This is a genomic window from Azospirillum sp. SYSU D00513 (assembly GCF_017356015.1).
Lineage (GTDB): Bacteria > Pseudomonadota > Alphaproteobacteria > Azospirillales > Azospirillaceae > Azospirillum.
Genome location: NZ_JAFIQV010000002.1, coordinates 250041 through 273280, shown reverse-complemented (window position 1 = coordinate 273280; position 23240 = coordinate 250041). Strand labels below are relative to the sequence as shown.

At 68.1% G+C, this 23240-nt stretch carries 21 protein-coding genes, 1 tRNA gene and 1 CRISPR repeat array; of the genes, 12 read left to right on the top strand and 10 right to left on the bottom strand.

Annotated elements, in window-relative coordinates:
• Positions 1–821: 821 nt before the first annotated feature.
• Positions 822–1208, bottom strand: coding sequence for a response regulator (locus JUB11_RS02740; protein WP_207455954.1), 387 nt, complete (start codon positions 1206–1208; stop codon positions 822–824).
• Positions 1209–1351: 143 nt separating this feature from the next.
• Positions 1352–1834 (bottom strand): Cys-tRNA(Pro) deacylase, encoded by a 483-nt coding sequence (gene ybaK, locus JUB11_RS02735; RefSeq protein ID WP_207455953.1) that lies wholly within the window; start codon positions 1832–1834, stop codon positions 1352–1354.
• A 206-nt stretch (positions 1835–2040) separates the two neighbouring features.
• Here ybaK and JUB11_RS02730 point away from each other — a divergent pair, with 206 nt between their 5' ends.
• On the top strand, positions 2041–2766 hold the full coding sequence (locus JUB11_RS02730) for a helix-turn-helix domain-containing protein (RefSeq protein ID WP_247886788.1): 726 nt from the start codon (positions 2041–2043) through the stop codon (positions 2764–2766).
• Positions 2767–2781: 15 nt separating this feature from the next.
• On the opposite strand, the gene folE is transcribed toward JUB11_RS02730, so the two are convergent.
• Entirely contained in the window at positions 2782–3399 is a 618-nt protein-coding gene (gene folE, locus JUB11_RS02725) for a GTP cyclohydrolase I FolE (protein ID WP_207456013.1), read from the bottom strand.
• Positions 3400–3689: 290 nt separating this feature from the next.
• Positions 3690–4082 carry a Co2+/Mg2+ efflux protein ApaG gene (gene apaG, locus JUB11_RS02720; protein ID WP_207455951.1) on the bottom strand — a complete coding sequence of 131 codons (393 nt, stop codon included), beginning with the start codon at positions 4080–4082 and terminating at the stop codon, positions 3690–3692.
• Between the two features lie 418 nt (positions 4083–4500).
• On the opposite strand from apaG, the gene JUB11_RS02715 reads away from it, so the two are divergent.
• Positions 4501–5109, top strand: a complete 609-nt coding sequence (locus JUB11_RS02715; protein WP_207455950.1) for an N-acetyltransferase — start codon at positions 4501–4503, stop codon at positions 5107–5109.
• Positions 5110–5206: 97 nt separating this feature from the next.
• Positions 5207–5280 (top strand) — tRNA-Gly (locus JUB11_RS02710).
• Between the two features lie 124 nt (positions 5281–5404).
• Here the strand turns inward: JUB11_RS02710 and JUB11_RS02705 are convergent.
• The 5 genes from JUB11_RS02705 to JUB11_RS02685 all read right to left on the bottom strand — a co-directional run bounded on the left by JUB11_RS02705 (position 5405) and on the right by JUB11_RS02685 (position 8115).
• Complete coding sequence (locus tag JUB11_RS02705) at positions 5405–5761, bottom strand: type II toxin-antitoxin system PemK/MazF family toxin (protein WP_207455948.1); 357 nt, start codon at positions 5759–5761, stop codon at positions 5405–5407.
• Positions 5758–6000: a DUF2281 domain-containing protein gene (locus JUB11_RS02700; protein WP_207455947.1), complete on the bottom strand. Its 243-nt coding sequence runs from the start codon at positions 5998–6000 to the stop codon at positions 5758–5760. The genes JUB11_RS02705 and JUB11_RS02700 overlap by 4 nt, the downstream gene beginning before the upstream one ends.
• A 245-nt stretch (positions 6001–6245) precedes the next feature.
• Positions 6246–6626: a HEPN domain-containing protein gene (locus JUB11_RS02695; RefSeq protein ID WP_207455946.1), complete on the bottom strand. Its 381-nt coding sequence runs from the start codon at positions 6624–6626 to the stop codon at positions 6246–6248.
• On the bottom strand, positions 6613–6945 hold the full coding sequence (locus JUB11_RS02690) for a nucleotidyltransferase domain-containing protein (RefSeq protein ID WP_207455945.1): 333 nt from the start codon (positions 6943–6945) through the stop codon (positions 6613–6615). Before JUB11_RS02690 ends, JUB11_RS02695 begins: the two co-directional genes overlap by 14 nt.
• An 81-nt stretch (positions 6946–7026) precedes the next feature.
• The gene (locus tag JUB11_RS02685) at positions 7027–8115 is read right to left on the bottom strand and encodes an asparaginase domain-containing protein (protein WP_207455944.1); all 1089 of its coding nucleotides are present in this window, start codon (positions 8113–8115) and stop codon (positions 7027–7029) included.
• Between the two features lie 233 nt (positions 8116–8348).
• Here JUB11_RS02685 and cas3 point away from each other — a divergent pair, with 233 nt between their 5' ends.
• The 7 genes from cas3 (at position 8349) to cas2 (ending at position 16690) form a co-directional block, all read left to right on the top strand.
• Positions 8349–10643, top strand: a complete 2295-nt coding sequence (cas3, locus tag JUB11_RS02680) for a CRISPR-associated helicase Cas3' (RefSeq protein WP_207455943.1) — start codon at positions 8349–8351, stop codon at positions 10641–10643.
• A gap of 478 nt (positions 10644–11121) precedes the next feature.
• The gene (gene cas5c / locus JUB11_RS02675) at positions 11122–11826 is read left to right on the top strand and encodes a type I-C CRISPR-associated protein Cas5c (protein ID WP_207455941.1); all 705 of its coding nucleotides are present in this window, start codon (positions 11122–11124) and stop codon (positions 11824–11826) included.
• Complete coding sequence (gene cas8c / locus JUB11_RS02670) at positions 11823–13730, top strand: type I-C CRISPR-associated protein Cas8c/Csd1 (RefSeq protein WP_207455940.1); 1908 nt, start codon at positions 11823–11825, stop codon at positions 13728–13730. Before cas5c ends, cas8c begins: the two co-directional genes overlap by 4 nt.
• 3 nt (positions 13731–13733) lie before the next feature.
• Complete coding sequence (cas7c, locus tag JUB11_RS02665; RefSeq protein WP_207455939.1) at positions 13734–14681, top strand: type I-C CRISPR-associated protein Cas7/Csd2; 948 nt, start codon at positions 13734–13736, stop codon at positions 14679–14681.
• A gap of 39 nt (positions 14682–14720) precedes the next feature.
• On the top strand, positions 14721–15341 hold the full coding sequence (gene cas4 / locus JUB11_RS02660) for a CRISPR-associated protein Cas4 (protein ID WP_207455938.1): 621 nt from the start codon (positions 14721–14723) through the stop codon (positions 15339–15341).
• A 4-nt stretch (positions 15342–15345) separates the two neighbouring features.
• A complete protein-coding gene (cas1c, locus tag JUB11_RS02655) occupies positions 15346–16386 on the top strand; it encodes a type I-C CRISPR-associated endonuclease Cas1c (protein WP_207455937.1) in 1041 nt (346 codons plus the stop codon).
• Positions 16387–16399: 13 nt separating this feature from the next.
• Positions 16400–16690, top strand: coding sequence for a CRISPR-associated endonuclease Cas2 (gene cas2 / locus JUB11_RS02650; protein WP_207455936.1), 291 nt, complete (start codon positions 16400–16402; stop codon positions 16688–16690).
• 211 nt (positions 16691–16901) lie between these two features.
• A CRISPR array of direct repeats spans positions 16902–19878; the repeat unit is 31 nt; unit sequence GTCGCTCCTTCACGGGAGCGTGGATTGAAAC.
• A gap of 138 nt (positions 19879–20016) precedes the next feature.
• On the opposite strand, the gene JUB11_RS02645 is transcribed toward cas2, so the two are convergent.
• Entirely contained in the window at positions 20017–20607 is a 591-nt protein-coding gene (locus JUB11_RS02645) for an RNA methyltransferase (protein WP_207455934.1), read from the bottom strand.
• Positions 20608–20719: 112 nt separating this feature from the next.
• Here JUB11_RS02645 and JUB11_RS02640 point away from each other — a divergent pair, with 112 nt between their 5' ends.
• Entirely contained in the window at positions 20720–21856 is a 1137-nt protein-coding gene (locus JUB11_RS02640; protein ID WP_207455933.1) for an asparaginase, read from the top strand.
• 90 nt (positions 21857–21946) lie between these two features.
• Positions 21947–23173, top strand: a complete 1227-nt coding sequence (locus JUB11_RS02635) for a class I SAM-dependent methyltransferase (protein WP_207455932.1) — start codon at positions 21947–21949, stop codon at positions 23171–23173.
• The last annotated feature ends 67 nt before the right edge of the window (positions 23174–23240 follow it).

The window sequence follows — 23240 nt, the reverse complement described above, 5'->3', positions numbered from 1 at the left end:
CCTATTTGATTCTTTCTATTTGTATGGCCGCCAGTCTCCTGTGGACAAACCGAGTCGGACGGCGCTTTTCCGTGAAGTGCCCGTCGCCGATCTCCAAGGTGATTGTCGCCGATCTCCTGTTCGAACATTTGAATGGTGCCTCCGAATCGGCTTTTCGGCCCCGATCGTCGCCGTTCTCCAGGGGATGGATGGCCGTTCTTCTTGCGGATCGCCGAATCGGTTGGCCGGCTTTCCTGTGGCGCGGAGATGCCGCGATTCGGGGTTATGCGGCCTGTCGCCAATCTCCAAATCCGGAATCGGGAAGCGACTCACGAGTCGTTTCCACAAGCTGATGCGACTCGACCCGAATCGGAGATACTAGATGTAGAAGCTGACAGCCGAGTCGGCGGGGCGCCGTCGCCGATCTCCAAATGCCGGAACGCCCCACGCGGGGGTGTCGCCGATCTCCAAACCGGCACCGGAAGGCCGGCGCTGTCGCCGATCTCCAAATGCGGATGCGGATGCTTCCCCCTCGCCCAGGGTGATTTTCACACGGCACCTGTCCGTCATCCCTGCGCAAGCGCTAGGGGGCTACATACCTCGCATAACGCTAACACGCTGATGAGTAGGTGTTTTTTCGTCATCCCCGCGAAAGCGGGGATCCAGATGTTCGCACAACGGACGCCATGGAAGAGTCCTGGCCCCCCGCTTTCGCGGGGGTGACGGTTCAGTGATGGGCTCGGATGTTGTTGCTGCTACGAAATGGACTTTCCAGCGGCCGCCCCCGTCGCCGATCTCCAAATCCGGGAGGCCGCTTTTGGAGATCGGCGACAGCCGGGCCCTCAGCCTTCCATGGCCTTGCGGACGGCCTGTTCGATGCTGGTCATGCTGTAGGGCTTGGGCAGGATCACCGCACCCTCCCCGCCCTGCCCGGCCAGGGCGGAATCGCCGTAGCCCGAGGCGAAGATCACGCGGAGCGCGGGGTGAAGGCGGCGGGCGTCCTTGGCCAGCTCGACGCCGGAGCGGCCGGGCAGGCTGACATCGGTGAAGAGGAGGTCGAAGCCCCCGGCCTCCAGCTCCCGCAGCGCCTCCTCGGCGTCGGAGGCGGCCGTCACGGCATGGCCGAGTTCCTGAAGCATCTCCGCCGTCGAGAACTGGATGATCATGTCGTCTTCGACGAACAGGACGCGCAGGGCGCTGCCGGCGCCGTCGGTGGTCGGTGTCGTCATGATGCGGGCGATCTGTCCTTGAGTGCGGTCGGGACACCGCGGTCCGGTCTGGCGGCCCCCAGGATGGAGGATGGCCTTTCCGGTGTAGCCGGAGGCGGCGGGCGCGGCAAGCGCCGGAACGGCCTTCCGGCCCGACTGCGGCGTCACGCCACCGCCAGCGGAAGGACCGTCGCCTTCAGGGCGCGCGCGAGATCGCCGGGGGCGATGGCGATCTGCAGGCCGCGCCGCCCGCCGTTGACGACGATCTCCGCCCGGCCCTCGGCGCTGGCGTCGAGGAAGACGGGGAGCTGCTTGCGCTGGCCGAGCGGGCTGATGCCGCCGACGCTGTAGCCGGTCGTCCGCTCCGCCAGGGCGGGGTCGGCGAGATCGGCCTTCTTGGCCCGGGCGGCGGCAGCGATGGCCTTGAGGTCGAGCTTGGCCGCGACGGGGATGACGGCGCAGGCCAGCGCCTTCGGCTCGAGCTGGACGATCAGCGTCTTGTAGACCACCGCGGGATCGAGCCCGAGCGACTGGGCGGCGTGCAGACCGATGGCGTCGGCGGACGGGTCGTATTCGTATTCCATCAGACGGAAATCCAGCCCCGCCGCCTTCGCCGCGTTGACCGCCGGTGTGCCCTTCGCCGCCATGACGCCCCGCCCCGTTTCCATCCCTTTTGCCGGGAATCCTAGCAGAGGCCGGCCGCCGCGCGGAAGGGCCGGCCACCACTTTCGGCGTCACATTTCCGCCCAATTTGCTCCCGGCCTCATGCGAACGCGCCTTGGACAGGATGGCCCCCGATCATGATCCTTGCCGACGCCGAGCCACCCCCTTCCCGCCCCCTTCAGAGAGAGCCATGGCCGTCCGCACGCTGCTCATCGTTGACGACGATCCGGCGCTGGGCCGGCTGGTGCAGGAGGCCCTGCCCATCTGCCGCGTCCTGTCCGCCGGGGCGGAGGGCGGCGTGATGGAGGCCCTGCGCCGGCACCGCCCGGCGGTGGTGGCGCTGCCGGTGAAGGACGGCCCGGCGGACGGGAACGGGACGGCCGCCGGGCTTTCCACCGCCGCCAGCCTGATCGGCGGCGTCCTGGACGGCGTTCCGAGCGGCGCCGTGGAGGGCGCCACCAACGGCGCCGTGGACGGTAGCGCCGGCGGCACGGGAACCGGCGACGGGACCGGGCCGGACGGGAGCGGCGGGCTGTCGGCCCTGACCCGCATCCTGGCGGAGGCGCCCTCGACCAAGGTGATCGCCCTGGCGCCGGAGGGAAAACGCCAACTCGCGGTGCGGGCGGTGGCGCGCGGGGCGCATGAGGTGTGCCGGCTGCCGCTCGACCCGGGCGAGTTCAGCCAGGTGGTCGAGCGGGCCTTCTACCGGTCGGAACTGGAGCGGGAGGGGCGCCGGCTCGGCCCCGGCGACGCGCCCCCGACCCTGCGCGTGCTGCGCGACGAGGCGGAACGGCGCGCCCTGCTGGACGCGATGGCGCGCTCCGGCGGCAACCTGTCGGCCACCGCGCGGATGCTCGGCGTCAGCCGGCCGACGCTCTACAGCCTGTTGCGCCAGCACGGGGTGCGGGCGGAGTAGGCCGCTTCGAAGGGCTCACTCCATCCCGCGCGAGGCGGGATTGCCGATCATGGTCAGGAACTCGCGCCGGGTCGAGGGGTCGGACCGGAAGGCGCCGAGCATGCGGCTGGTCACCATGCTGACGCCCGTGTGGTGGACGCCGCGGGTTGTCATGCACTGGTGCGAGGCCTCGATCACCACGGCGACGCCCTCCGGCTGGAGGATCTCGTCGATGGTGTTGGCGATCTGCGCCGTCATCTTCTCCTGGATCTGGAGCCGCTTGCCGTAGGCCTCGACCAGGCGGGCGAGCTTGGAGATGCCGACGACGCGGCGGCGCGGCAGGTAGGCGACATGCGCCTTGCCGACGATCGGCACCATGTGGTGCTCGCAGTAGGACTCCACGCGGATGTCGCGCAGCACGACCATCTCGTCATAGCCCTCGATCTCCTCGAAGGTGCGCTTCAGGATCTCGGTGGGATCGACGGCGTAGCCGGCGAAGAACTCCTCGTAGGAGCGGACGACGCGGTCCGGGGTGCCGAGCAGGCCCTCGCGCAGGGGATCGTCGCCGGCCCAGCGGATCAGCGTCCGCACCGCCTCTTCGGCTTCCGCGCGGGTGGGGCGCGGGAGCGGGGAATGGCCGGGGCCGCGGACGATGTTGTCGGCGAGCGGGTGCTTGGGAGCCGTCACGGGAACAGAACCTTTCCTAACCGAACGGCCCGCCGCCCCGGAGCCCTCGCGCGCCGGGACGATCAAGGCCGATGAAAACTGCGGGCTTTCCGGCGGAGCCCGGCGCACGCGCCGCCCCCGATCCTCCCTCGCCCAGTTGGCGACAGCTTTACCACTTTCAAGACGGCGGTCCAAAGGAATGAGTCGGCGCGGCGGGACCGCGATGGCGCGGGCGCCGCCCCTCTCCTTTCCGGCCGGGTGTCCCGGTCCGGGGACGCTCAGTTCAATTGCCGGGGCTGGTGCGGGCTGTCCAGGGAGAAGGCGGGGATGACGACGTCGAAGGTCTCCCCGTTCTCCGCCTCCATCTGATAGCTGCCGGCCATGATGCCCGACGGGGTGGGGAGCGGGGTGCCGCTGGTGTATTCGAAGCTGGCGCCCGGCTCCAGCACCGGCTGTTCGCCGACCACGCCGGGGCCGCGGACCTCCTGCACGCGGCCGAGCGCGTCGGTGATGCGCCAGTGTCGGGTGCGGAGCTGGACCGTCGTCTCCCCCTCATTCTCGAGCCGGACATGGTAGGCCCACACGAAGTGGTTGTCGGCCGGCGCCGACTGCTCTTCCAGATAGACCGGGTTGACGGTGACGCGGATGGAACGGGTGGTCTGCGTGTACATGATGGCTCTCCCGAGGGCAGAGAATAGGTGCGCCATCCGCCCCCGTCCAGGGCCGCCGTGGGGTGATCCCACGCTGCGGGAGGGGTGCCGCGGCGTCCGGCCCCCATCCCGGTCCTATGCGCGATGGGCGGGCCAGTGATGATTCCTGGGTAACCGCCCCCACTCTCTTGCGGTGGGGCGGGTGCGATGATATATGCGTTCCCGTCCGAAACGGCCGATGAGCCCACCCCATGTCCCGTCCGCAATCCTTGCGTCTCCGACGACGGAGCCAGGCGCCGCATTTCGCGCGCGCGGCCGTCCTTGGATCGCTTGCGGGCGCCATGGTTTTCCTCCGGGTCTGATCCCGGGCAAGGGGATCCACGGCGGCGGCGGCGGTCCGCCCCCTCTGATACCTCTTTCACGGAAAGACCTCGGCCCCATGATCATCACCCTGGAAGAGACGCGGCACGCCCAGCCCATCGAGGCTCTGCTCGACCGCGCCTTCGGCCCCGACCGTTTCAAGAAGACCGCCTACAAGCTGCGCGAGGGCATCGCCCCCCTGCCCGAGCTGGGCTTCGTCGCCATCGAGCACGACGAGCACGGCAACGAGGTTCTGGAGGGCACGATCCGCTACTGGCCCGTGGAGGTCGGCGGCAATCCTTCGCTGCTGCTCGGCCCCATCGCGGTGTCGGAGCGGCTCCAGGGCGCTGGCCTCGGCAGCAAGCTGATCCGCATGAGCCTGAACAAGGCCGCCGCCATGGGCCACCGGTCGGTGATCCTGGTCGGCGACGCGCCCTACTACGCGCGCTTCGGCTTCTCGCGGTCGCTGACGCTGGACATGCAGCTGCCCGGCCCGGTGGACCTCGACCGTTTCCTGGGCCTGGAGCTGGTCCCCGGTGCGCTCGCCGGGGTCTCGGGCATGGTCACCGCCCCCGCGGCGGCCCCGTCCGCCGCCCTGGCCGTCGTCCCGCCCCTGTCCCTCTCCTCCCCCCTGATGGCCGTCGGCGAGCTGCCGCAGCCGGCCCTCTGGTTCGCCCGGACGGCCTGACCGTCCGGCAGGCTCCGCGCGGGGGTCCTCCCCATCGGAGCAGCCCCCAACGGAACGCTTGCGCCGGGCGTGAGCGTCGCCTATAAACAGGGGCGTCGCGGGTGTAGCTCAATGGTAGAGCAGAAGCTTCCCAAGCTTACGACGAGGGTTCGATTCCCTTCACCCGCTCCAACGATCTCAGACGGCCAGGGCGCCTTGCATCCAACCGGAATGCATGGCGCTCTAATTTTTTGTCCATCGAGCCGCTTCACGCTTCAGGCCGTTCCGGCTTTTCATGATCATTCCTGCCCCAGGATCAGCTCTCGCACGGCTCGGCAAGCCAAGCCGCGAGGCGGCGGCGTAGCCGGCCCAGGCGTTCGGCGTCGATCTCGCCGATACGGCCGACCAGCAAGGCCCCATCGACCACCGCCAGCCGGCTCAGCCGCACCACGCTGGCGGCCTTGAGACCGCTTCGGGCGAAATCGGCGTCCTCCGGGGCGATGATCTCGTCGAGGTTCGGTTCAGCTTGCCGAAGCTGCGATGAAACCATGCAGACAAGCCAATCGTCGAAACGCGCGGACGCCGGACGCAGCAGCAGGACCGGGCGCAGCTTGCCGCCGCTCAGGTCGGTGTAGGGAAAAGGGACGAGGCCGATCTGCCCGGCCCGCTTCACTGCCAGCTTTCCCGCAGATCGTCGTGGCTGTAGACGACGGGATCCTCGTCCAAACCCCGCAATGCTTGGCCCAAGCCGAAGGTGCCGAACTCGGCGTCTTCCCAGTCCTCCGTGTCGCGCCTGTCGGCCATGCCGGGAGAGGCGAAACGGCTGGTGAGGAACTCGACGAAATCGAAGACCTCGGCGCGTTTGTCCTCGGGCAACGCCTGAAGCTTCTTGATCAGTTCGGCATACCCCATGGCCGCTCTCCATCCTTTGATCGCCGAGGCCCCTGGTCTCAGTGTACCAGCGCCATGACAACCGCGTAACACCCTGTCGGTGCCGTCCTCCAGCAGGCCTTCCTGACATGGCTGCGCTCTGGTTCGGCGTCCTTCACCATCCAGATAGCTTGCCCGGTACCGTCGAGGAGGCTGTCGAGCGGCATGGCTGGCGGCAGCGGTCTTCGTCGGCGATTCCGCCCCAGGCTTTCACCCCACCGGCAGCGTCAACTCGCCCGCCAAGATCGGTCCCCATCAGCCGCTTCCCTGGACGGAGGCGGTGACTCGTCTTCCGGTGGATATCGGTATTCCGTTGCCCAGGACGTGAACGGGCGGCAGCGGTCGAGATCAGCGGCCAGCGCGGGATACAGTGGGGCAGCGATGCTCGCCAGTTCATCGAGGTCATGAATTTTGCGAAAGCCGACACCGGCGGCGACCAGCAATCCTTCCATGGTCTTTTCCGCTGTCTGCTGACAGTGATAGGCCGCGATCCCCGGTGAGGGCGGGTCCATGGAGAGGCAAGCCCTGGCCACCCACAAGTCGTCCGCCGCGACGGCCCACCACCGACGCGCCTCGACCAGCCTCTGCGCCCGATCAATGGCGCTCATAGACGACGACGCCTTCCTGGTCGGCCGTATGGGAGAGCGATCCGACAAGGCCGCGCTTGCGCTCGAACACCGACTCGCGGCAGGTGACGATGTCCACCGCCCGGTGAAAGCTTCTGCGCGCCTCGTACTTGCCGCGCCAATCGAGCCGTTCGGGCGGCGTGTCGTCGTCCACCACGACGAAAAGGTCGAAGTCGCTGTCGCCGCCGGCCTCTTCGCGCGCCTGAGAACCGAAGAGGATCACCTTGCGCGGCCGATAATAGGCAACGACCGGACCCAACAGATCGTCCGGCACGATGTGTCCAGAAGCTTGGCCCTTCATGATGATTGCCGCCTGTTGCCCATCCTCCGACAAAGCCCATCGTCGCCTGTTTCGTGCATCACGCCAACAGCCGATGGAGCTTTACAGGAGCAACGGATCGACCGGCACCGTCAGCTCCCCCGCCAGATCGGTCCCCATCAGCCGCTTCACCTCCTCCGGCGCCAGTCCCCGGCTGAACAGCGCCACGAGCTTCGCGAAGGACGCCGCGGGCGTCATGTCCTGGGCGCCGACGGTGCCGGCGCGCGCGAGGCCGGTGGCGTAGGCGCCGCTGTCCACGGCGCCGGTCAGGGCCTGCGTGTTGTCCATCAGCACGATGCCCCGCGCGTCCGCCCGGGACAGCACCTCCAGGAAGTCCGCGCCGGACGGGCCGTTGCCGGCGCCGTAGGCCTGGATCACCACCCCGGCGACCGGCGGCTGGGTGCCGGCGAGCATCGCCTCCACCGTGCCGGGCCGGATGCCCGGATAGAGCGTCAGCAGCACGACCGAGAAGCCCTCGGCCGCCCGCGCCTGTTCGGCCAGCCGGGCGCGCAGGGCCTGGAGGTTCGCCGGCACCGACAGCGACACCGAGGGATCGGGGGCCGGCCGCACCAGCGCCCGGTTGACCGTGACGCCGATCCCGACCGTGGCGAGGTTCGGCAGGTTCGGCGAGGCGAAGGCCGCGAACTGGTTCGTGCTGACCTTCACCGCCCGGTTCCCGCGCATCAGCCGGCTGTCGAAATACACGCAGCATTCCGGGATGGCCTGCGTCCCCGCCAGCAGGATGGCCCCGGTCAGGTTGGCGAGCGCGTCGTTCGGCGTCACCGACAGGGGCACCTGCGACCCGGTGACGATCACCGGCTTGGACAGGCCCGGCAGCAGGAAGGACAGGGCCGAGGCCGTGTAGCCCATCGTGTCGGTGCCGTGCAGCACGACGAAGCCGTCATAGTCCGCGTAATGCTCCAGCAGCCGGCCCGCGATGGCGAACCAGTCCGGCGGCCCCATGTCGGAGCTGTCGAGCGTCCGCTCGAACCAGTCCATCCGGTAGGACACCGGCTGCCCCGTCACCCGCCCGTCCGCCAGGCCGGGCATGGAGCCGGCCAGCGCCTGGAAGTCCGGCCCGGACACCGGGGCCAGCGGGGTGCCGGCGGAGCCGATCGTTCCCCCGGTGTAGAGCACATAGACCTTGAACATGAATCCTCTCCGATGCGCGGCTGGGCCGTTCCGGCCCGGGCAGGGATGCGCCTGACCTTTGCCGGGATGATACCGCGCCGGCCCCGTCTGGAAAGGGAGAGATGCGCTGCCCTGTGCGCCCGTGCGGGCGCCGTGCCGACCTGTGTCCGGGCGTCGGCGGAAAGCGCTTGCCACCTCTGGATTACCACCATAGGCTTCAGAGAAGGACGCACTTCTCTCCCCTGGAGATCAGGATGCCGCCACTCTACGCTCATTCCGGCAACTCCGGCGACGGGTCCGACTGGGAACCCCTGATCCGCCATTTGCTCGGCGTGGCCGAGCGGGCAGCCGGATTCGCCGCGATCCTCAAGATGGAAAGCGCGGCCTGGGTGATGGGTGCGCTCCATGATGCCGGAAAGACCAACCCGGCCTATCAGCGCTACATCAAGGGCGATGGGCCGAGCCCCGACCATTCCACGGCCGGCGCCTGCATCGCCGCCAACCTCTACGGCGACAAGTGGGGCCGGATCCTCGCTTTCGCCATCGCCGGACACCACGCCGGCCTGACCAACGGCGAGGGCGACGGCCCGCTGACTCCGCTGGTCGAACGGCTCCGCCGCTTCAAGGGCGACACCACGCCTCCCGCCGGTGTGACGCTGCCCGACCTCAAGGGGATGAAGCCGCCGATCAAGCTCAGCGCGCGGGACGGCTTCAAGAGCGCCCTGCTGATCCGCATGCTGTTTTCCACCCTGATCGACGCCGACCGGCTGGCGACTGAGGAGTTCTATGCCGGCCTGAACGGCAAACCCGTCGAGCGCGGCTACGACAAACTCTCGCTTGAGCAATTGCGCGACCGGCTCATGGCGCATCTCGACGGAGTCGCCGCCAAGGCCGCGGAGGATGTGAAGCGCGATCCGGCGCTCGGTCCCGTCACCAAGGTTCGGAAGGAGGTCCTGGACCATCTGCTGAAGCAGGCCGGCGAGGAACCGGGGCTGTTCTCCCTGACCGTGCCGACCGGCGGCGGCAAGACGCTGGCCTCACTCGCCTTCGCGCTGAACCATGCCGTCAGGCACGAAAAGCGGCGGGTCATCTACGTCATCCCCTTCACCTCGATCATCGAGCAGACCGCCGACGTGTTCCGCAAGGCGCTGGGTGACGAGGACGCGGTGCTGGAGCATCACAGCGGCTTCGATCCCGAACGGGACACGGACGGCAAGGACAAGGGCACCGACGACGAGGACCGGGACGGCGGCCGCAAGGCGCGGCTGGCGGCGGAGAACTGGGACCGGCCGGTGGTGGTGACCACCGCCGTGCAGTTCTTCGAAAGCCTCTTCTCCAACCGCCCCGGCCGCTGCCGCAAGCTGCACAACATCGCCGGCTCGGTCATCGTGCTGGACGAGGCCCAGACCCTGCCCCGCCCCTTCCTGCGCCCCTGCCTGAAGGCCATCGAGGCGCTGAAGCGCGATTACGGCTGCACCCTCGTCCTCTGCACCGCGACCCAGCCAGCCTTGCGGAAGGAGGACGGGTTCGAGGATGGCCTGGAGGACGTCCGTGAACTGGCGCCCGACCCAGAGTGCCTTCAGCAGCAATTGAAGCGGGTCCGGGTGGAGATGATGCCCGGTCAGCCGAAGGTGGAAATGCTGGCCGAGGCGATGACCGACGTTACGCAATCCATGACCATCGTCAACAGCCGGCGCCACGCGCTGGACCTGTTCGCCGCCTTGAGGAAGGAAGAGGTCGAGGGCGCGCGGCTGCTGACCACCGGCCTATGCGCCGCGCACCGCCGGACCGTCCTCGCCGCCGTGCGGGAAGACCTGAGAAATGGGCTACCGGTGCGGCTGGTCGCGACGTCCCTGGTCGAGGCCGGCGTGGACATCAGCTTCCCGCTGGTGCTGCGGGCCATGGCCGGGCTGGACAGCGTGGCCCAGGCGGCCGGGCGCTGCAACCGCGACGGCGCGCTGGGGCCGGAGGGCGGAACGCTGCTGCTGTTCGATCCGGCGGAAAACCCGGACCACAAGCCGCCGCCCGAACTGGAACAGCTCGCCGCCACGGCCAAGACGCTGGTGGAACGCGCCAACGACCCGCTGGGGCTGGAGGCCATCCGCGCCTCCTTCCAGGAGGTCTACTGGGCGCAGGAACTGCACGGAAAGCTGGATGCCAAGGGCATCCTGGCCGAGTTGGACGCTCGCGCCGACACGCTTTTGTTCCCCTTCGCCACCATCGCCGAGCAGTTCCGCCTGATTGAGGACCGGCAGGCGCCGGTGATCATCCCCTACGAGCCGGCCAAGGCGAAGATTGAAGGGTTGCTGCGCGACCTGGAGTTCGTGCCGTCGCCGGGCGCCGTCGCGCGCAAGCTACAGCCCTTCATCGTCCAGATCCCTCGCAGCGCCCGCGCCGCACTGGTTGAAGCTCAAGCTGCGGAACTGGTTCAACCGAAGAAGTTCGGGGATCAGTTCGTGAAGCTGGTGAACGAGGACCTGTACGACCGGCAAGCCGGGCTGCGCTGGGATGATCCGACCTATAGAAGCATCGAGCGTGATATATTATGAAACAAGAAAATATTATCAGGCATTATGGGAGTGTGAAGGGCAGAGAAACCCCTGCCCTTCAACGATTTTTGGAAGCCCCTTCAGAGCCAAGTTTCAATTCACGGCTTTTTCTGCCGACAGTCACTTTGAAAGCTCTTCAACGGCAGCGCCTTGCGATAGCAGGGCGCTGCCGCCACTCAATGAGTCTAGATTTCGAGACTCAAAGCACTGATAATAAGAGTCGGGTCTGCCACACCGTGAATCTCACCTCCCTTCGTGCAGCTGGGCGGTTGACGCGTTGGCGCCTTAAGAACGCTCCGGTCATGCCCGACCGGAGCGTTTTTCATTTAAGGCCTACTATCCCTAACCCTCGCTCGCGCTTCGGTCAAGCGCTTTTCCCTTTCAGTGCCAAGAAGGCTGGCCTAGGGAGGTGGCTCAGGGTAGAATGTGACTCCCACGCGACCAAACGATTTGCGACCCGTTGCACTGGGAGTTTTACATGACATACGGTGTGAAATTGCGCGTGCAGGGATCCTTCGCCTGCTTCTCCCGGCCGGAGATGAAGGTCGAAAGGGTGTCCTATGATGTGATCACCCCCTCGGCAGCACGCGGCATACTCAGCGCAATCCACTGGAAACCGGCCATCACCTGGGTGATCGACCGCATCCATGTGCTAAAGCCAATCTGCTTCCAGTCGATCCGCCGCAACGAGGTAGCGTCCAAGATCCCCGTGTCCAAGGTCAAAAGCGCGATGAAGTCCGGTGACGTCACCGACCTTTACCTGCGCGCCGACCAGGACCGGCAGCAGCGCGCCTCCACCCTGCTGCGCGACGTCGATTACATCATCGAGGCGCATTTCGACATGACAGACCGCGCCGGTCCGGACGACAACCCCGGCAAGCACCTGGACACCTTCAATCGCCGCGCCGCCGCCGGCCAATGCTTTCAGCAGCCCTGCTTCGGCGCCCGCGAGTTCCCGGCGGACTTCACGCTGTGGACGGAGCCGGTGCCGCCGCACGCCCTGCCGGACGACCAGGCCGACAAGGACCTGGGCTGGATGCTGCTGGACATCGACCATCACCGGGACGCGCCGGGCCAGGGCCACCGCTGCGACGCGCGCTGCGTGCCCCTGTTCTTCCCGGCCCGGCTCGCGAAGGGCGTGCTGACGGTCCCGCCCCGCGACGGACAGGAGGTGCGGTCATGACGGTTCTGGCGGCGCTGAACCGCCATTACGACCGGCTCCTGGCTGAAAAAAAGGCACCGCCATTCGGCTTTTCCACCGAAGGCATCGGCTTCTGTATCGTGCTGCATCCCGACGGAACGCCGTCCCGCCCGCCGGTGGATTTGCGTGACCCCGACAACAAGAAGCGTCCGCCGGCCTCGCTGCCGGTGCCGGCCAGCTTCAAGCGGCCGGGAGTGACGCCGCGCGCCTTCTTCCTGTGGGACAACAGCAAGTTTGTGCTGGGGCTGGGGCGCGACAAGGAAAGCGGCGGCATCCAGCCCTTTCCTGCCCACCTCGCGGCCTTCCGCGAGAAGCACGAGGTGGCTCTGGCCGACACCGAGGACTCGGGGCTGGGCGCTCTGCTGGGCTTCCTTAGCGGCTGGAACCCGGAGCGCTTCCCCGAGACGGGCTGGAGCGAGGACATGCTCGACCAGAACATCGTCTTCGCGCTGGAGGAGGACTTCGCCAAACGCCGTTTCCTGCACGACCGTCCGGCGGCCCAGGCGCTGTGGCGGCGGGAGCTGGCGGCGGCGAGCGGCGAGCGGCAGATGTGCCTGGTGACGGGCGAGTCCGCTCCGGCCGTCCGGCTGCACCCCGCCATCAAGGGCGTCTGGGGCGCGCAGACCTCCGGCGCCTCGCTGGTGTCCTTCAACCTCGACGCCTTCACCTCCTACGGGAAGGAGCAGGGTGCCAACGCCCCGGTGTCAGAGGCGGCGAGTTTCGGCTATGGCACGGCGCTGAACATCCTGCTGGCGAAGGGAAGCGCTAACCGGGTTCAGGTCGGCGACGCCTCCGTCGTCTTTTGGGCCGACGCCTCGCAGATCGAAGCCGCCCGCGAAGCGGAGCGGCAGGCTGCGGCGATGCTGAACCCGCGCAGCGGCGAGGAGGCGGAGGAAGACGAAGAGGAAGACGACGAGGCGCCGACCGACGCGCAGGAGACGCGCAAGCTGCGCGACCGGGTGGAAGATTTGGGGGCCGGTCGGCCAGTCGAGAGTCCCGTCCCGGCCGTGGACCGGCACACGCGTTTCTACCTTCTGGGCCTCGCGCCCAACGCCGCGCGGCTGTCCGTGCGATTCTGGCACGAGACCACCATGGGCCGCTTCGCCGAGGCACTGCGGCAGCACTGGCACGACCTGCACCTGGAGCCGCCCGCCTGGAAGGGCGAGCCGAAGATGCAGGCCCTGCTCTACCCCGCCGCCCTGAGGGGCAAGGCGGAGAACATCCCGCCCCTGCTGGGCGGCGAACTGATGCGTGCCGTCCTGGAGCCGAACCGCCCCTACCCGCGGGCGCTGATGGCGGCGGTGATCGGCCGCATCCGGGCCGGCGACGAGAACGACAAGCCGTACGTAATGGCCGCCCGCGCCGCCGTCTGCAAGGCTTGGCTGGTCCGCGACGCCCGCCTCAAAAAGACGCCTGCCGCGCAAGAGAAAAAGGAGACCCTGTACGTGAGCCTGGACCGAGAGGAAACGAACCCCGCCTATCGGCTGGGCCGACTGTTCGCGATGCTGGAATCCATCCAGTACCGCGCCTTGAAAAGTGTCAACGCGAGTATCCGCGACCGCTATTTCGGCGCGGCCTCGGCGACGCCGGCCAGCGTCTTCCCGCTGCTGCTGCGCGGGTCGAACCACCACCTGTCGGTGCTGCGCAAGCGGACGGAAACCCGCGACCTCGCGGGCTGGTTCGAGGGGCAGATCGGCGAGATCGTGGATGCCCTGCCCCCCGCCCTGCCCCGCCATTTCGGGCTGGAGGACCAAGGCCGCTTCGTCGTCGGCTACTACCACCAGCGCAGCGACCGCTCCAAGACGAAGGCCGAGGCCGGCATCGCCGAGCCGGACACCGCCACTGATACCAATACTGACACCGGCGCCACCGGCCAGGAGGACTGACCCATGACCGTTCTTGCCAACCGCTACGAGTTCGTCTTCCTGTTCGACGTCACCAACGGCAACCCCAACGGCGACCCGGACGCCGGCAACCTGCCCCGTCTGGATCCGGAGACCAATCATGGGCTGGTCACCGATGTCTGCCTGAAGCGCAAGATCCGCAACTTCGTCGGGATGTTCCATGACGGTGATCCCGGCATGAACATCTACGTCCAGGAAGGCGCCATCCTGAACGAGAAGCACCGGCAGGCCTACAAGGCGGTCCGCCCGGACGACAAGACCGTGGAAAGCGCCAAGAAGCTGTCGCCCAAGACCGACGCCGAGGAAAAGGCCGTCCGCCAGTTCATGTGCGACAACTTCTTCGACGTCCGCACCTTCGGCGCCGTGATGGGCACCGGCATCAATTGCGGACAGGTGCGCGGGCCGGTGCAGCTCAACTTCGCCCAGTCGGTCGAGCCGGTGCTGCCGCTGGAAATCTCCATCACCCGCATGGCCGCCACGACGGAGGGCGAGGCCAAGGAAAAGAAGGAGGGGGAGGACGAGCGGCGCGAGAACCGCACCATGGGCCGCAAGCACATCATCCCCTACGGCCTCTACCGCGCCCACGGCTACGTCTCGGCCAAGCTGGCGGAGAAGACCGGCTTCACCGAGGACGATCTGGAGCGGCTGTGGACGGCGCTGGAGCAGATGTTCGACCATGACCGCTCCGCCGCCCGCGGCGAGATGGGCAGCCGCCGGCTGATCCTGTTCAAGCACGCCTGCGCGCTCGGCAACGCGCCGGCGCCGAAACTGTTCGACCGCGTCACCGTGTCCCGCCGCTTCGAGGGCGAGGAGTATCCGCTGGACGGCTCCTACCGCGGCAACCTGCCCCCGGCGCGCCGCTTCTCCGACTACGCCGTCCATGTCCGGCGCGACGGGCTGGAGAGCGGTGTGGAGATCCTGGAAAGGCTCTGAGCGCGCTTCCGGACGGTGTCAGAAAGGGAGGGCCGGCGCATGGGCGAGGACGAACCGACACCCCTGTCGGCCCTTCAGCATCACCTGTTCTGCCCGCGCCAATGCGCGCTGATCCACGTGGAGCGGCAGTGGGCGGAGAACGCCGCCACCGCCGAGGGCCGTGTCCTGCACGAGCGGGTGGACCAGCCCGGCCGGTCGCGCCGGGCCGATGTGCGGACCCTGCGCGCCCTGCCGCTCCATTGCCGCCGCCTCAACCTCGCCGGGGTGGCGGACGTGGTGGAGCTGCACGGGAAGGACGGCCAGCCCTTCCCGGTGGAATACAAGCGCGGCCGGCCGAAGGCGCACCGGGCCGACGAGGTGCAGCTCTGCGCCCAGGCCCTGTGCCTGGAGGAGATGTTCGGCCGGCCGGTGCCGGCGGGTGCCCTCTATTACGGCGAGGCGCGGCGCCGCACCGACGTGGCCTTCGACGCGGAGCTGCGCGCCCTGACCGAACGAGTGGCGTCGGAGGTCGCGGTGATGATCCGCGCCGGGACCACGCCCCCGCCCGTGCACGAGCCGCGCAAGTGCGGCCAATGCTCCCTGGCCGAGCTGTGCCAGCCGCGCCGCCTGTCCCAACCCCCGGCGGTGGCCGAATGGCTGCGCCGGCATCTGCGGGAATGATTCCGTGCGCCAGCACCTCAACACCCTCTTCGTCACCACCGACGGCGCCTGGCTGCGCAAGGACGGCGCCAACATCGTGGTCGAGCTGGACGGGGCCGAGCGTGGCCGCGTGCCGGCCCACCTCATGGGCGGGGTGGTCTGTTTCGGCCATGTCGCCATGTCGCCGCCGCTGATGGGCTTCTGCGCCGAACAGGGCATCGGCGTCAGCTTCCTGACGGAACACGGGCGTTTCATCGCCAGGGTGGAGGGGGCGCAGAGCGGCAACGTGCTGCTGCGCCGCAACCAGTACCGGCTCGCCGACGACCCCGCCGGCACCGCCGCCGTCGCGGCCTCCATGGCGGCGGCGAAGCTCGCCAACCAACGCACGGTGCTGCGCCGGGCCTTGCGCGACCATGGACCGTCGATGGAGCCGGACGCCCAGGCAGGGATCGACGACGCCCAGCGCCGCCTGGGCGACGCCGCGCGGCTCGCCGCCGCCGCGTCGGACGTGGACACGGTGCGCGGCCACGAGGGCGACGGTGCCAGCGCCTATTTCGGCGTGTTCGACCGGCTGATCCGCGCCGAGGACCCCGGACTGCGCTTCAAGGGCCGGTCGCGCCGGCCGCCGCTGGACGCGCCCAACGCCCTGCTCTCCTTCCTCTACGCGCTGCTGGGGCACGATTGCCGCTCGGCGTTGGAGGTGGTGGGGCTGGACCCGCAGGTGGGGTTCCTGCACCGCGACCGGCCCGGCCGCTCCGGCCTCGCGCTCGACCTGATGGAGGAGCTTCGCCCCCTGCTGGCCGACCGCGTGGCGCTCAGCCTGCTGAACCGGGGCCAGGTGACGGCGGAGGATTTCGAGCGGCGCGAGGGCGGGGCCGTCCTGCTGCGCGACGAGGCGCGCAAGGCCGTGCTGACCGCCTATCAGGAACGCAAGCGCGACGAGATCACCCACCCCTTCCTGGAGGAAAAGGTGACCGTCGGCCTCATCCCGCATCTCCAGGCCCGGCTGCTGGCCCGCCATCTGCGCGGCGACCTCGACGGCTACCCGCCCTTCCTGTGGAAGTGAGGGGAACGCGCCCATGCTGATGCTCATCACCTACGACGTGCGCACGGAGGACAGGGCCGGCCGCCGCCGCTTGCGCCGCGTGGCGAAGGCATGCCAGGATTTCGGCCAGCGTGTGCAGTTCTCCGTCTTCGAATGCGAAGTGGATCCGGCGCAGTGGGTGGCCCTGCGCGCCCGCCTGATCGGCGAGATCGACCCGGCGACCGACAGCCTGCGCTTCTACCACCTTGGCTCCAACCCCGCCCGCCGCATCGAGCATGTCGGCGCCAAGCCCGCCCAGGATTTCGACGCCCCGCTGATCTTCTGAACCCCCGCCACGGGACAGGACCGGCGAATCCGCGCGAACCCCAAGTGGACACGGAAATGCCGGGAGGTTCGCGCGGGGCGGTTTCCCATGCTTCTTCAACAGGTTGATGGATGGTGGAGGCGAACCACTCGGCCGTCTGGTAGGCTGCGCGCGGCAGGTTCGCGCAACAGCGGGAATTGCTCCTTCTTGGACAAGTGCATAGAAAGAGGCGGTCGCTCCTTCACGGGAGCGTGGATTGAAACTACTTCGCGGACAATGGCGACACTGTATTGCAGCGCGTCGCTCCTTCACGGGAGCGTGGATTGAAACAAGGTGCGCTTTCGCCGTCTCGGTATCGGGGTAAGTCGCTCCTTCACGGGAGCGTGGATTGAAACGCTGACCGAACGCGCCAAGGCGCTGCAAGCACTGGTCGCTCCTTCACGGGAGCGTGGATTGAAACCAGCTTGTCCGCGAGCGCGATCCGCGCTTTCACGGTCGCTCCTTCACGGGAGCGTGGATTGAAACGCCGGCCATGCCGGCCCCAGCCTGGATGCCGAACTGTCGCTCCTTCACGGGAGCGTGGATTGAAACGTGTTCAACATCGGCGCCGACGAGGACGCCGACGAGTCGCTCCTTCACGGGAGCGTGGATTGAAACTCGTCCCAGGAGTCCTCGCGGACGTAATAGCCGATGTCGCTCCTTCACGGGAGCGTGGATTGAAACACCACGTCGATGTTGGGGGGGATCGACAAGGCCAGTCGCTCCTTCACGGGAGCGTGGATTGAAACATGCTGGACTTCCAGGCGGCGTGTTCGGAGATCGGTCGCTCCTTCACGGGAGCGTGGATTGAAACACCTGGCGCGAAACCATGATGTACCACGCGATCAGGTCGCTCCTTCACGGGAGCGTGGATTGAAACGTGCCGGGCGCGGGGGACACGCCATGATGCCGCAGTCGCTCCTTCACGGGAGCGTGGATTGAAACATGCCCGAGCCTCGGGTGTGCCCTCGCTATTATGGTCGCTCCTTCACGGGAGCGTGGATTGAAACGGTCATACAGCCTCCCTCGGCGCAGGGCCGGTGCGTCGCTCCTTCACGGGAGCGTGGATTGAAACACGAGCGGCGGCAGCTGGCTCCTTGGCTCGGCTTGTCGCTCCTTCACGGGAGCGTGGATTGAAACCACCATCGCCAGCCGCTCGATGAACGGGGCATAGAGTCGCTCCTTCACGGGAGCGTGGATTGAAACGGAGGCTCAAGCGCTGCCCGCAAGGTCCTGCTCAAGGTCGCTCCTTCACGGGAGCGTGGATTGAAACAACGGCACCCAGTACCGGCTGAACGGCCATCACCGTCGCTCCTTCACGGGAGCGTGGATTGAAACCTTCCACTCCTCTAGCTCAAGACTGCCGCTCGTGTGTCGCTCCTTCACGGGAGCGTGGATTGAAACGAGCGTCGAGACGACCTTTTCGGCCCTGTCGACCGTCGCTCCTTCACGGGAGCGTGGATTGAAACATCGTAAGCCTCGTTCTCCCAGGCCAGCGGGCATGTCGTCGCTCCTTCACGGGAGCGTGGATTGAAACCCTTCATCAATCCACACAACCATAGCCTTCTGATGGTCGCTCCTTCACGGGAGCGTGGATTGAAACCCTCGCCTTGCGCGTCGGTGACGATCACCTCGCAGGTCGCTCCTTCACGGGAGCGTGGATTGAAACGTCTGTGCGACCATTTCGACGGTGGGTGTGGCCCTGTCGCTCCTTCACGGGAGCGTGGATTGAAACACCGCGAGCCGGCAGAACTCGCACCGGTCGGCGGTCGCTCCTTCACGGGAGCGTGGATTGAAACGCGATACCGGCACCGCCCTGAAGAGGGGAAACCGTCGCTCTTTCACGGGAGCGTGGATTGAAACGTTCTGGTTGCTACCCAGGCCGCGCAGCCATACGGGTCGCTCCTTCACGGGAGCGTGGATTGAAACCTCGCCTTGGCTTGGCGGCACTCAGGCGAGCAGGGTCGCTCCTTCACGGGAGCGTGGATTGAAACCTTGAGCATCACGCCCCAGCGGGCGCAGACGGGAGGTCGCTCCTTCACGGGAGCGTGGATTGAAACATCCCGGACCGGCCGGGCACCATCGTGTCCAACGGGTCGCTCCTTCACGGGAGCGTGGATTGAAACGCTTTTCGGGTGGCGTAGGGAGGTTCCTGCCCACGTCGCTCCTTCACGGGAGCGTGGATTGAAACGTCGCGAATAGCCCAGCGTAATTCAGGTAGACGGGTCGCTCCTTCACGGGAGCGTGGATTGAAACCCCTCGATTGGATGAGGTTTGAAATGCTTTGTGCGTCGCTCCTTCACGGGAGCGTGGATTGAAACAGCTTGGCGAAGCGGTAGCCGTATTCGACCGCCGGTCGCTCCTTCACGGGAGCGTGGATTGAAACCTCGCTGGTTCCGTTGAACACCATCACGAAGTCGGGTCGCTCCTTCACGGGAGCGTGGATTGAAACCCGCAGATGATCGGCGACTCCGACAAGACCAGCGTCGCTCCTTCACGGGAGCGTGGATTGAAACTTCCAGCCGGCCCGGAAATCGTCGGTGCCGAAGGTCGCTCCTTCACGGGAGCGTGGATTGAAACCAGCCCGCCGGTGCCGAGATACGTCTCGGTCAGCGTCGCTCCTTCACGGGAGCGTGGATTGAAACGATTGGGATGAGCTGAAAACGGCCTACAACGGCCGGTCGCTCCTTCACGGGAGCGTGGATTGAAACTCAGCGTGAGTTGGCTGACCGCATCGGTGTTCATTGTCGCTCCTTCACGGGAGCGTGGATTGAAACGACACCGACACCCAGGTCCGCCGCCTGATCCTCAGTCGCTCCTTCACGGGAGCGTGGATTGAAACTGCTCGGCCCAGCGGGCGATCTTGCGTTCGTGGTTGTCGCTCCTTCACGGGAGCGTGGATTGAAACTCCACGAACGGGACGGCAAGATAGGTCCGGTCGCGTCGCTCCTTCACGGGAGCGTGGATTGAAACATGGCGGCGAAGCGGGTCAGTTCCTCAGCCTCGGTGTCGCTCCTTCACGGGAGCGTGGATTGAAACTTGATCGTGCGGCCGGAAATCGTGACGTCCACCTTGTCGCTCCTTCACGGGAGCGTGGATTGAAACCAGTCGTCGAGCAGCTGGAGGCTGGGCAGGGCTGGTCGCTCCTTCACGGGAGCGTGGATTGGAACTGGATCTCCATCCCCTTGCCGTTCCAGGCTGAGGAGTGCTCCTCCCTAGGAACGTGGATGCTCCCTCACCGCCCAAGCCGCAATGGCTCTCCCCCTTCCACACGGGGAAAAGCCACTCCGCCAAAAGCCCCCCGCCCCCTACTCGTCCGCGTCCAGGTCGATGACCACCGGCTTCTGGATCCCGGCCAGGCGCCGGCGGCGGTCCGGGTTGCGCATGCGCTGCTTGCCGTGCTTGTGGTCGGCCAGGGTTTCCACCGGGCCGCCGGCGCGCACCGGACGTTCGGCGAAGCGGCCGAGGCTGATCATGCGGTCGTACATCACCAGGGCGCCGGCGACGCCCACGTTGATGCAGAACTTCATCGGGATCTTCACGACATGGTCGCAGCGCTCCAGCAGGGCGGGCGACAGGCTGCCGCGCTCGGGCCCCAGCACATAGGCGGCGCGCAGGGGGTGGCGGAAGCTCGGCAGTTCCACCGCGTCCTCGGTCAGCTCCACCCCGACCAGCGCGCAGTCCTTGGGCAGGGTCAGGTCGGCCACCCGGTCGTGGACGTAGAAGGGCAGATGCACCGCCGCACCCGACGTGTCCACGAAGCGCATCTCGCGCAGGTCGGGCTCCGGGTCGATGGCGAAGAAGAAGGACGCCCCGAAGGCGTGGGCGGAGCGGACCAGGTTGCCGACATTGCCGGGCTTGCTGATGCGCTCGACACCCATGGCGAAATATCCACGCATGGTCCAACATCGTTGCTGCGCCGCCCGCCCGCCGGGGGAATCGGCGGGACGCGGCGGCTGTGAGGCCGGCGGCACCTTGCCTTGGGCGGGCCGCGAGGGCAAGTTTCCTCGCATGACGCACGACCACTCCTCCTGCTGCGGCGGCCACGGGCATTCCCACGGCCACGCGCACCACCACGACCACAACCACGCCCCCCATGCCGGCCCGGCCGAGGCCCACGCCGACCTGTCCGGCGCGCCCGAGGCGCCGATCCTCGTCGAGGTGACGCGCGGCGGCATGGTGGAATCCGTCCACCGCGGCCGCGCCTGCATCGTCGATGCGGGCGGGCGCGTGCTCGCCCGCTGGGGCGACATCGAAAGCCCGGTCTACCCGCGCTCGGCCATCAAGTCGCTCCAGGCGATCCCGCTGGTGGAGACCGGCGCGCTGGACGCCTTCGGGCTGGGCGACGCGGAGCTGGCGCTCGCCTGCTCCTCCCACAACGGGGAAACCGCCCACACCAGCCTCGCCGAGAGCTGGCTCGCCCGCGTCGGCCTGAGCGTCGCGGATTACGAATGCGGGGAACAGGTCCCCTACGATCCCGGCACGGCGGAGGACATGGTCCGCGCGGGCGAGGCGCCGACCGCCTTCCACAACAACTGCTCGGGCAAGCACGCGGGCTTCCTCACCACCGCGCGCCACAAGGGCGAGCCGACGAAGGGCTATGTCCGCCGCGACCATCCGGTGCAGCAGCGCATCCTCGGCGTGATGGAGCAGATGACCGGCACCGACCTGTCGAACGCCCCCTGGGGCATCGACGGCTGCTCGATCCCCACCTTCGGCATCCCGCTCGGCAACATCGCGCTCGCCATGGCGCGCATCGCCGACCCGTCCGACCTGCCCGACGCGCGGGCCGAGGCGGTGACCCGAATCGCGAAGGCCTGGGCCGCCCACCCCTACCTGATCGGCGGGCGCGACACCTTCGACACCGCCATGATGGAGGCGGCCGACGGGCTGGTCCTCACCAAGGTCGGGGCGGAGGGGGTGGGCTGCGCCCTGCTGCCCGGCCAGGGCATCGGCATCGCCCTGAAGATCGAGGACGGCACCTCCCGCGCCCGCGAGGTCGCCATGGCGGCGCTGATCCGCGCCACCCGCACGCTGTCCGACGTGCACTGGTCGCGCGCCGCCGCCCTGCTGCGCACGCCGATCGCCAGCCGCCGGGGGGCCGAGGTCGGCGAGATCCGCACGGCGGCCGGCTGGCCGGGGCTGTAACCCGGCGCCGCAACGGCGGGCGGGCGCGGAGCCATCCCCGCGCCCGCCCTTCCTCTTTTTCCCCATCCTCTCTGCCCGAGTGCCCGTTTCATGAGCATCGACGACCTGCGCGCCCAGTACGAGGCCTACCCCTACCCGGCGCGCGACCCCGCCGACGAACGGAAGCGGCTGATCACCGGCTCGCCCAGCCACCTGGACGAGGTGGCGCATTACGTCTTCGGCGGGCGGCTCGACCATGGGCGGCCCCTGCGGGTGCTGGTGGCGGGCGGCGGCACGGGCGACGGGACGATCATGATCGCCCAGCAGATGGCCGATGCCGGCAACCCCGGCACCGTCACCTACCTGGACCTGTCCGACGCCTCGCGCGCCATCGCCGAGGCGCGGGCCAAGGCGCGCGGCCTGACCAACATCACGTTCCGGCGCGGCTCGCTCCTGGAGCTGGAGGGGCTGGGTCCCTTCGACTACATCGACTGCTGCGGCGTGCTGCACCATCTGGACGAACCGCTCGCCGGGCTGCGCTCGCTGGCCGGGGCGCTGGATCCTGGCGGCGGCATCGGCATGATGGTCTACGCGCCGCTGGGCCGCACCGGCGTCTACCCCATGCAGGCCGCCCTGCGGACGATGACCCGGGGCATGAGCCCGGAGGAGAAGGTGGCGACCGCCCGGCGGCTGATCGCCCATCTGCCGCGCGGCAACTGGCTGCTGAACAACCCCTTCGTCGGCGACCACCGGCAGGCCGACGCCAACCTCTACGACCTGCTGCTGCATTCCCGCGACCGGCCCTTCACCGTGCCGGAGCTGGCCGACCTCGCCGCCGGGGCCGGCATGGCGATCTCCGCCCTGGTGGAGCCGGCGCGCTACGACCCGGCGGTCTGGGTCAAGGACCCGCGCCTGCTGAAGCGGCTGGAAGGGCTGTCCCCGCTGGAGCGCGCCGCCTGGACCGAGCAGGCCTGCGGCAGCATGACCAAGCACATCGCCTATCTCGTGCGGCCGGACCGGCTGAATGACGCCGTCGCCCGCCCCGACGGGCCGGACGCCGTGCCGGTGCTGCGCGATCTCGACGCGGCGGAGCTGGCCCGCGCCATCCCGCCGGGCGGCGTGCTGGAGGCGGAGCTGATGGGCCAGGCGGTCAAGCTGGCCCTGCCCCGCCTGACCGCGCCCATCCTGACGCGGGTGGACGGCAAGAGGACGCTCGGCGCCATCCACGAGGCGGTGGCCGCCGTCGCCGGCCCCCTGCCCTGGGAGACCTTCCACGCCCAGTTCCTCCAGCTCTTCACCGCGCTGAACGGCATCGGGAAGATGCACCTGCGCCGGTAGCCGCGAGCGCACGCCCACATGCAAGAAAGGCCGCCGCGTTCATTCGCGGCGGCCTTCTTCTTTTCCC

Bases quoted from the DNA above. Each gene is read 5' to 3' on its own strand.
- cas5c (WP_207455941.1), top strand. From the start codon at position 11,122: ATGACATACGGTGTGAAATTGCGCGTGCAGGGATCCTTCGCCTGCTTC.
- JUB11_RS02645 (WP_207455934.1), bottom strand. From the start codon at position 20,607: ATGCGTGGATATTTCGCCATGGGTGTCGAGCGCATCAGCAAGCCCGGC.
- JUB11_RS02740 (WP_207455954.1), bottom strand. From the start codon at position 1,208: ATGACGACACCGACCACCGACGGCGCCGGCAGCGCCCTGCGCGTCCTG.
- JUB11_RS02730 (WP_247886788.1), top strand. From the start codon at position 2,041: ATGGCCGTCCGCACGCTGCTCATCGTTGACGACGATCCGGCGCTGGGC.
- JUB11_RS02635 (WP_207455932.1), top strand. From the start codon at position 21,947: ATGAGCATCGACGACCTGCGCGCCCAGTACGAGGCCTACCCCTACCCG.
- JUB11_RS02695 (WP_207455946.1), bottom strand. From the start codon at position 6,626: ATGAGCGCCATTGATCGGGCGCAGAGGCTGGTCGAGGCGCGTCGGTGG.
- cas2 (WP_207455936.1), top strand. From the start codon at position 16,400: ATGCTGATGCTCATCACCTACGACGTGCGCACGGAGGACAGGGCCGGC.
- JUB11_RS02640 (WP_207455933.1), top strand. From the start codon at position 20,720: ATGACGCACGACCACTCCTCCTGCTGCGGCGGCCACGGGCATTCCCAC.
- cas3 (WP_207455943.1), top strand. From the start codon at position 8,349: ATGCCGCCACTCTACGCTCATTCCGGCAACTCCGGCGACGGGTCCGAC.
- JUB11_RS02715 (WP_207455950.1), top strand. From the start codon at position 4,501: ATGATCATCACCCTGGAAGAGACGCGGCACGCCCAGCCCATCGAGGCT.
- cas7c (WP_207455939.1), top strand. From the start codon at position 13,734: ATGACCGTTCTTGCCAACCGCTACGAGTTCGTCTTCCTGTTCGACGTC.
- JUB11_RS02685 (WP_207455944.1), bottom strand. From the start codon at position 8,115: ATGTTCAAGGTCTATGTGCTCTACACCGGGGGAACGATCGGCTCCGCC.
- ybaK (WP_207455953.1), bottom strand. From the start codon at position 1,834: ATGGCGGCGAAGGGCACACCGGCGGTCAACGCGGCGAAGGCGGCGGGG.
- JUB11_RS02690 (WP_207455945.1), bottom strand. From the start codon at position 6,945: ATGAAGGGCCAAGCTTCTGGACACATCGTGCCGGACGATCTGTTGGGT.
- apaG (WP_207455951.1), bottom strand. From the start codon at position 4,082: ATGTACACGCAGACCACCCGTTCCATCCGCGTCACCGTCAACCCGGTC.
- cas8c (WP_207455940.1), top strand. From the start codon at position 11,823: ATGACGGTTCTGGCGGCGCTGAACCGCCATTACGACCGGCTCCTGGCT.
- cas4 (WP_207455938.1), top strand. From the start codon at position 14,721: ATGGGCGAGGACGAACCGACACCCCTGTCGGCCCTTCAGCATCACCTG.
- JUB11_RS02700 (WP_207455947.1), bottom strand. From the start codon at position 6,000: ATGGGGTATGCCGAACTGATCAAGAAGCTTCAGGCGTTGCCCGAGGAC.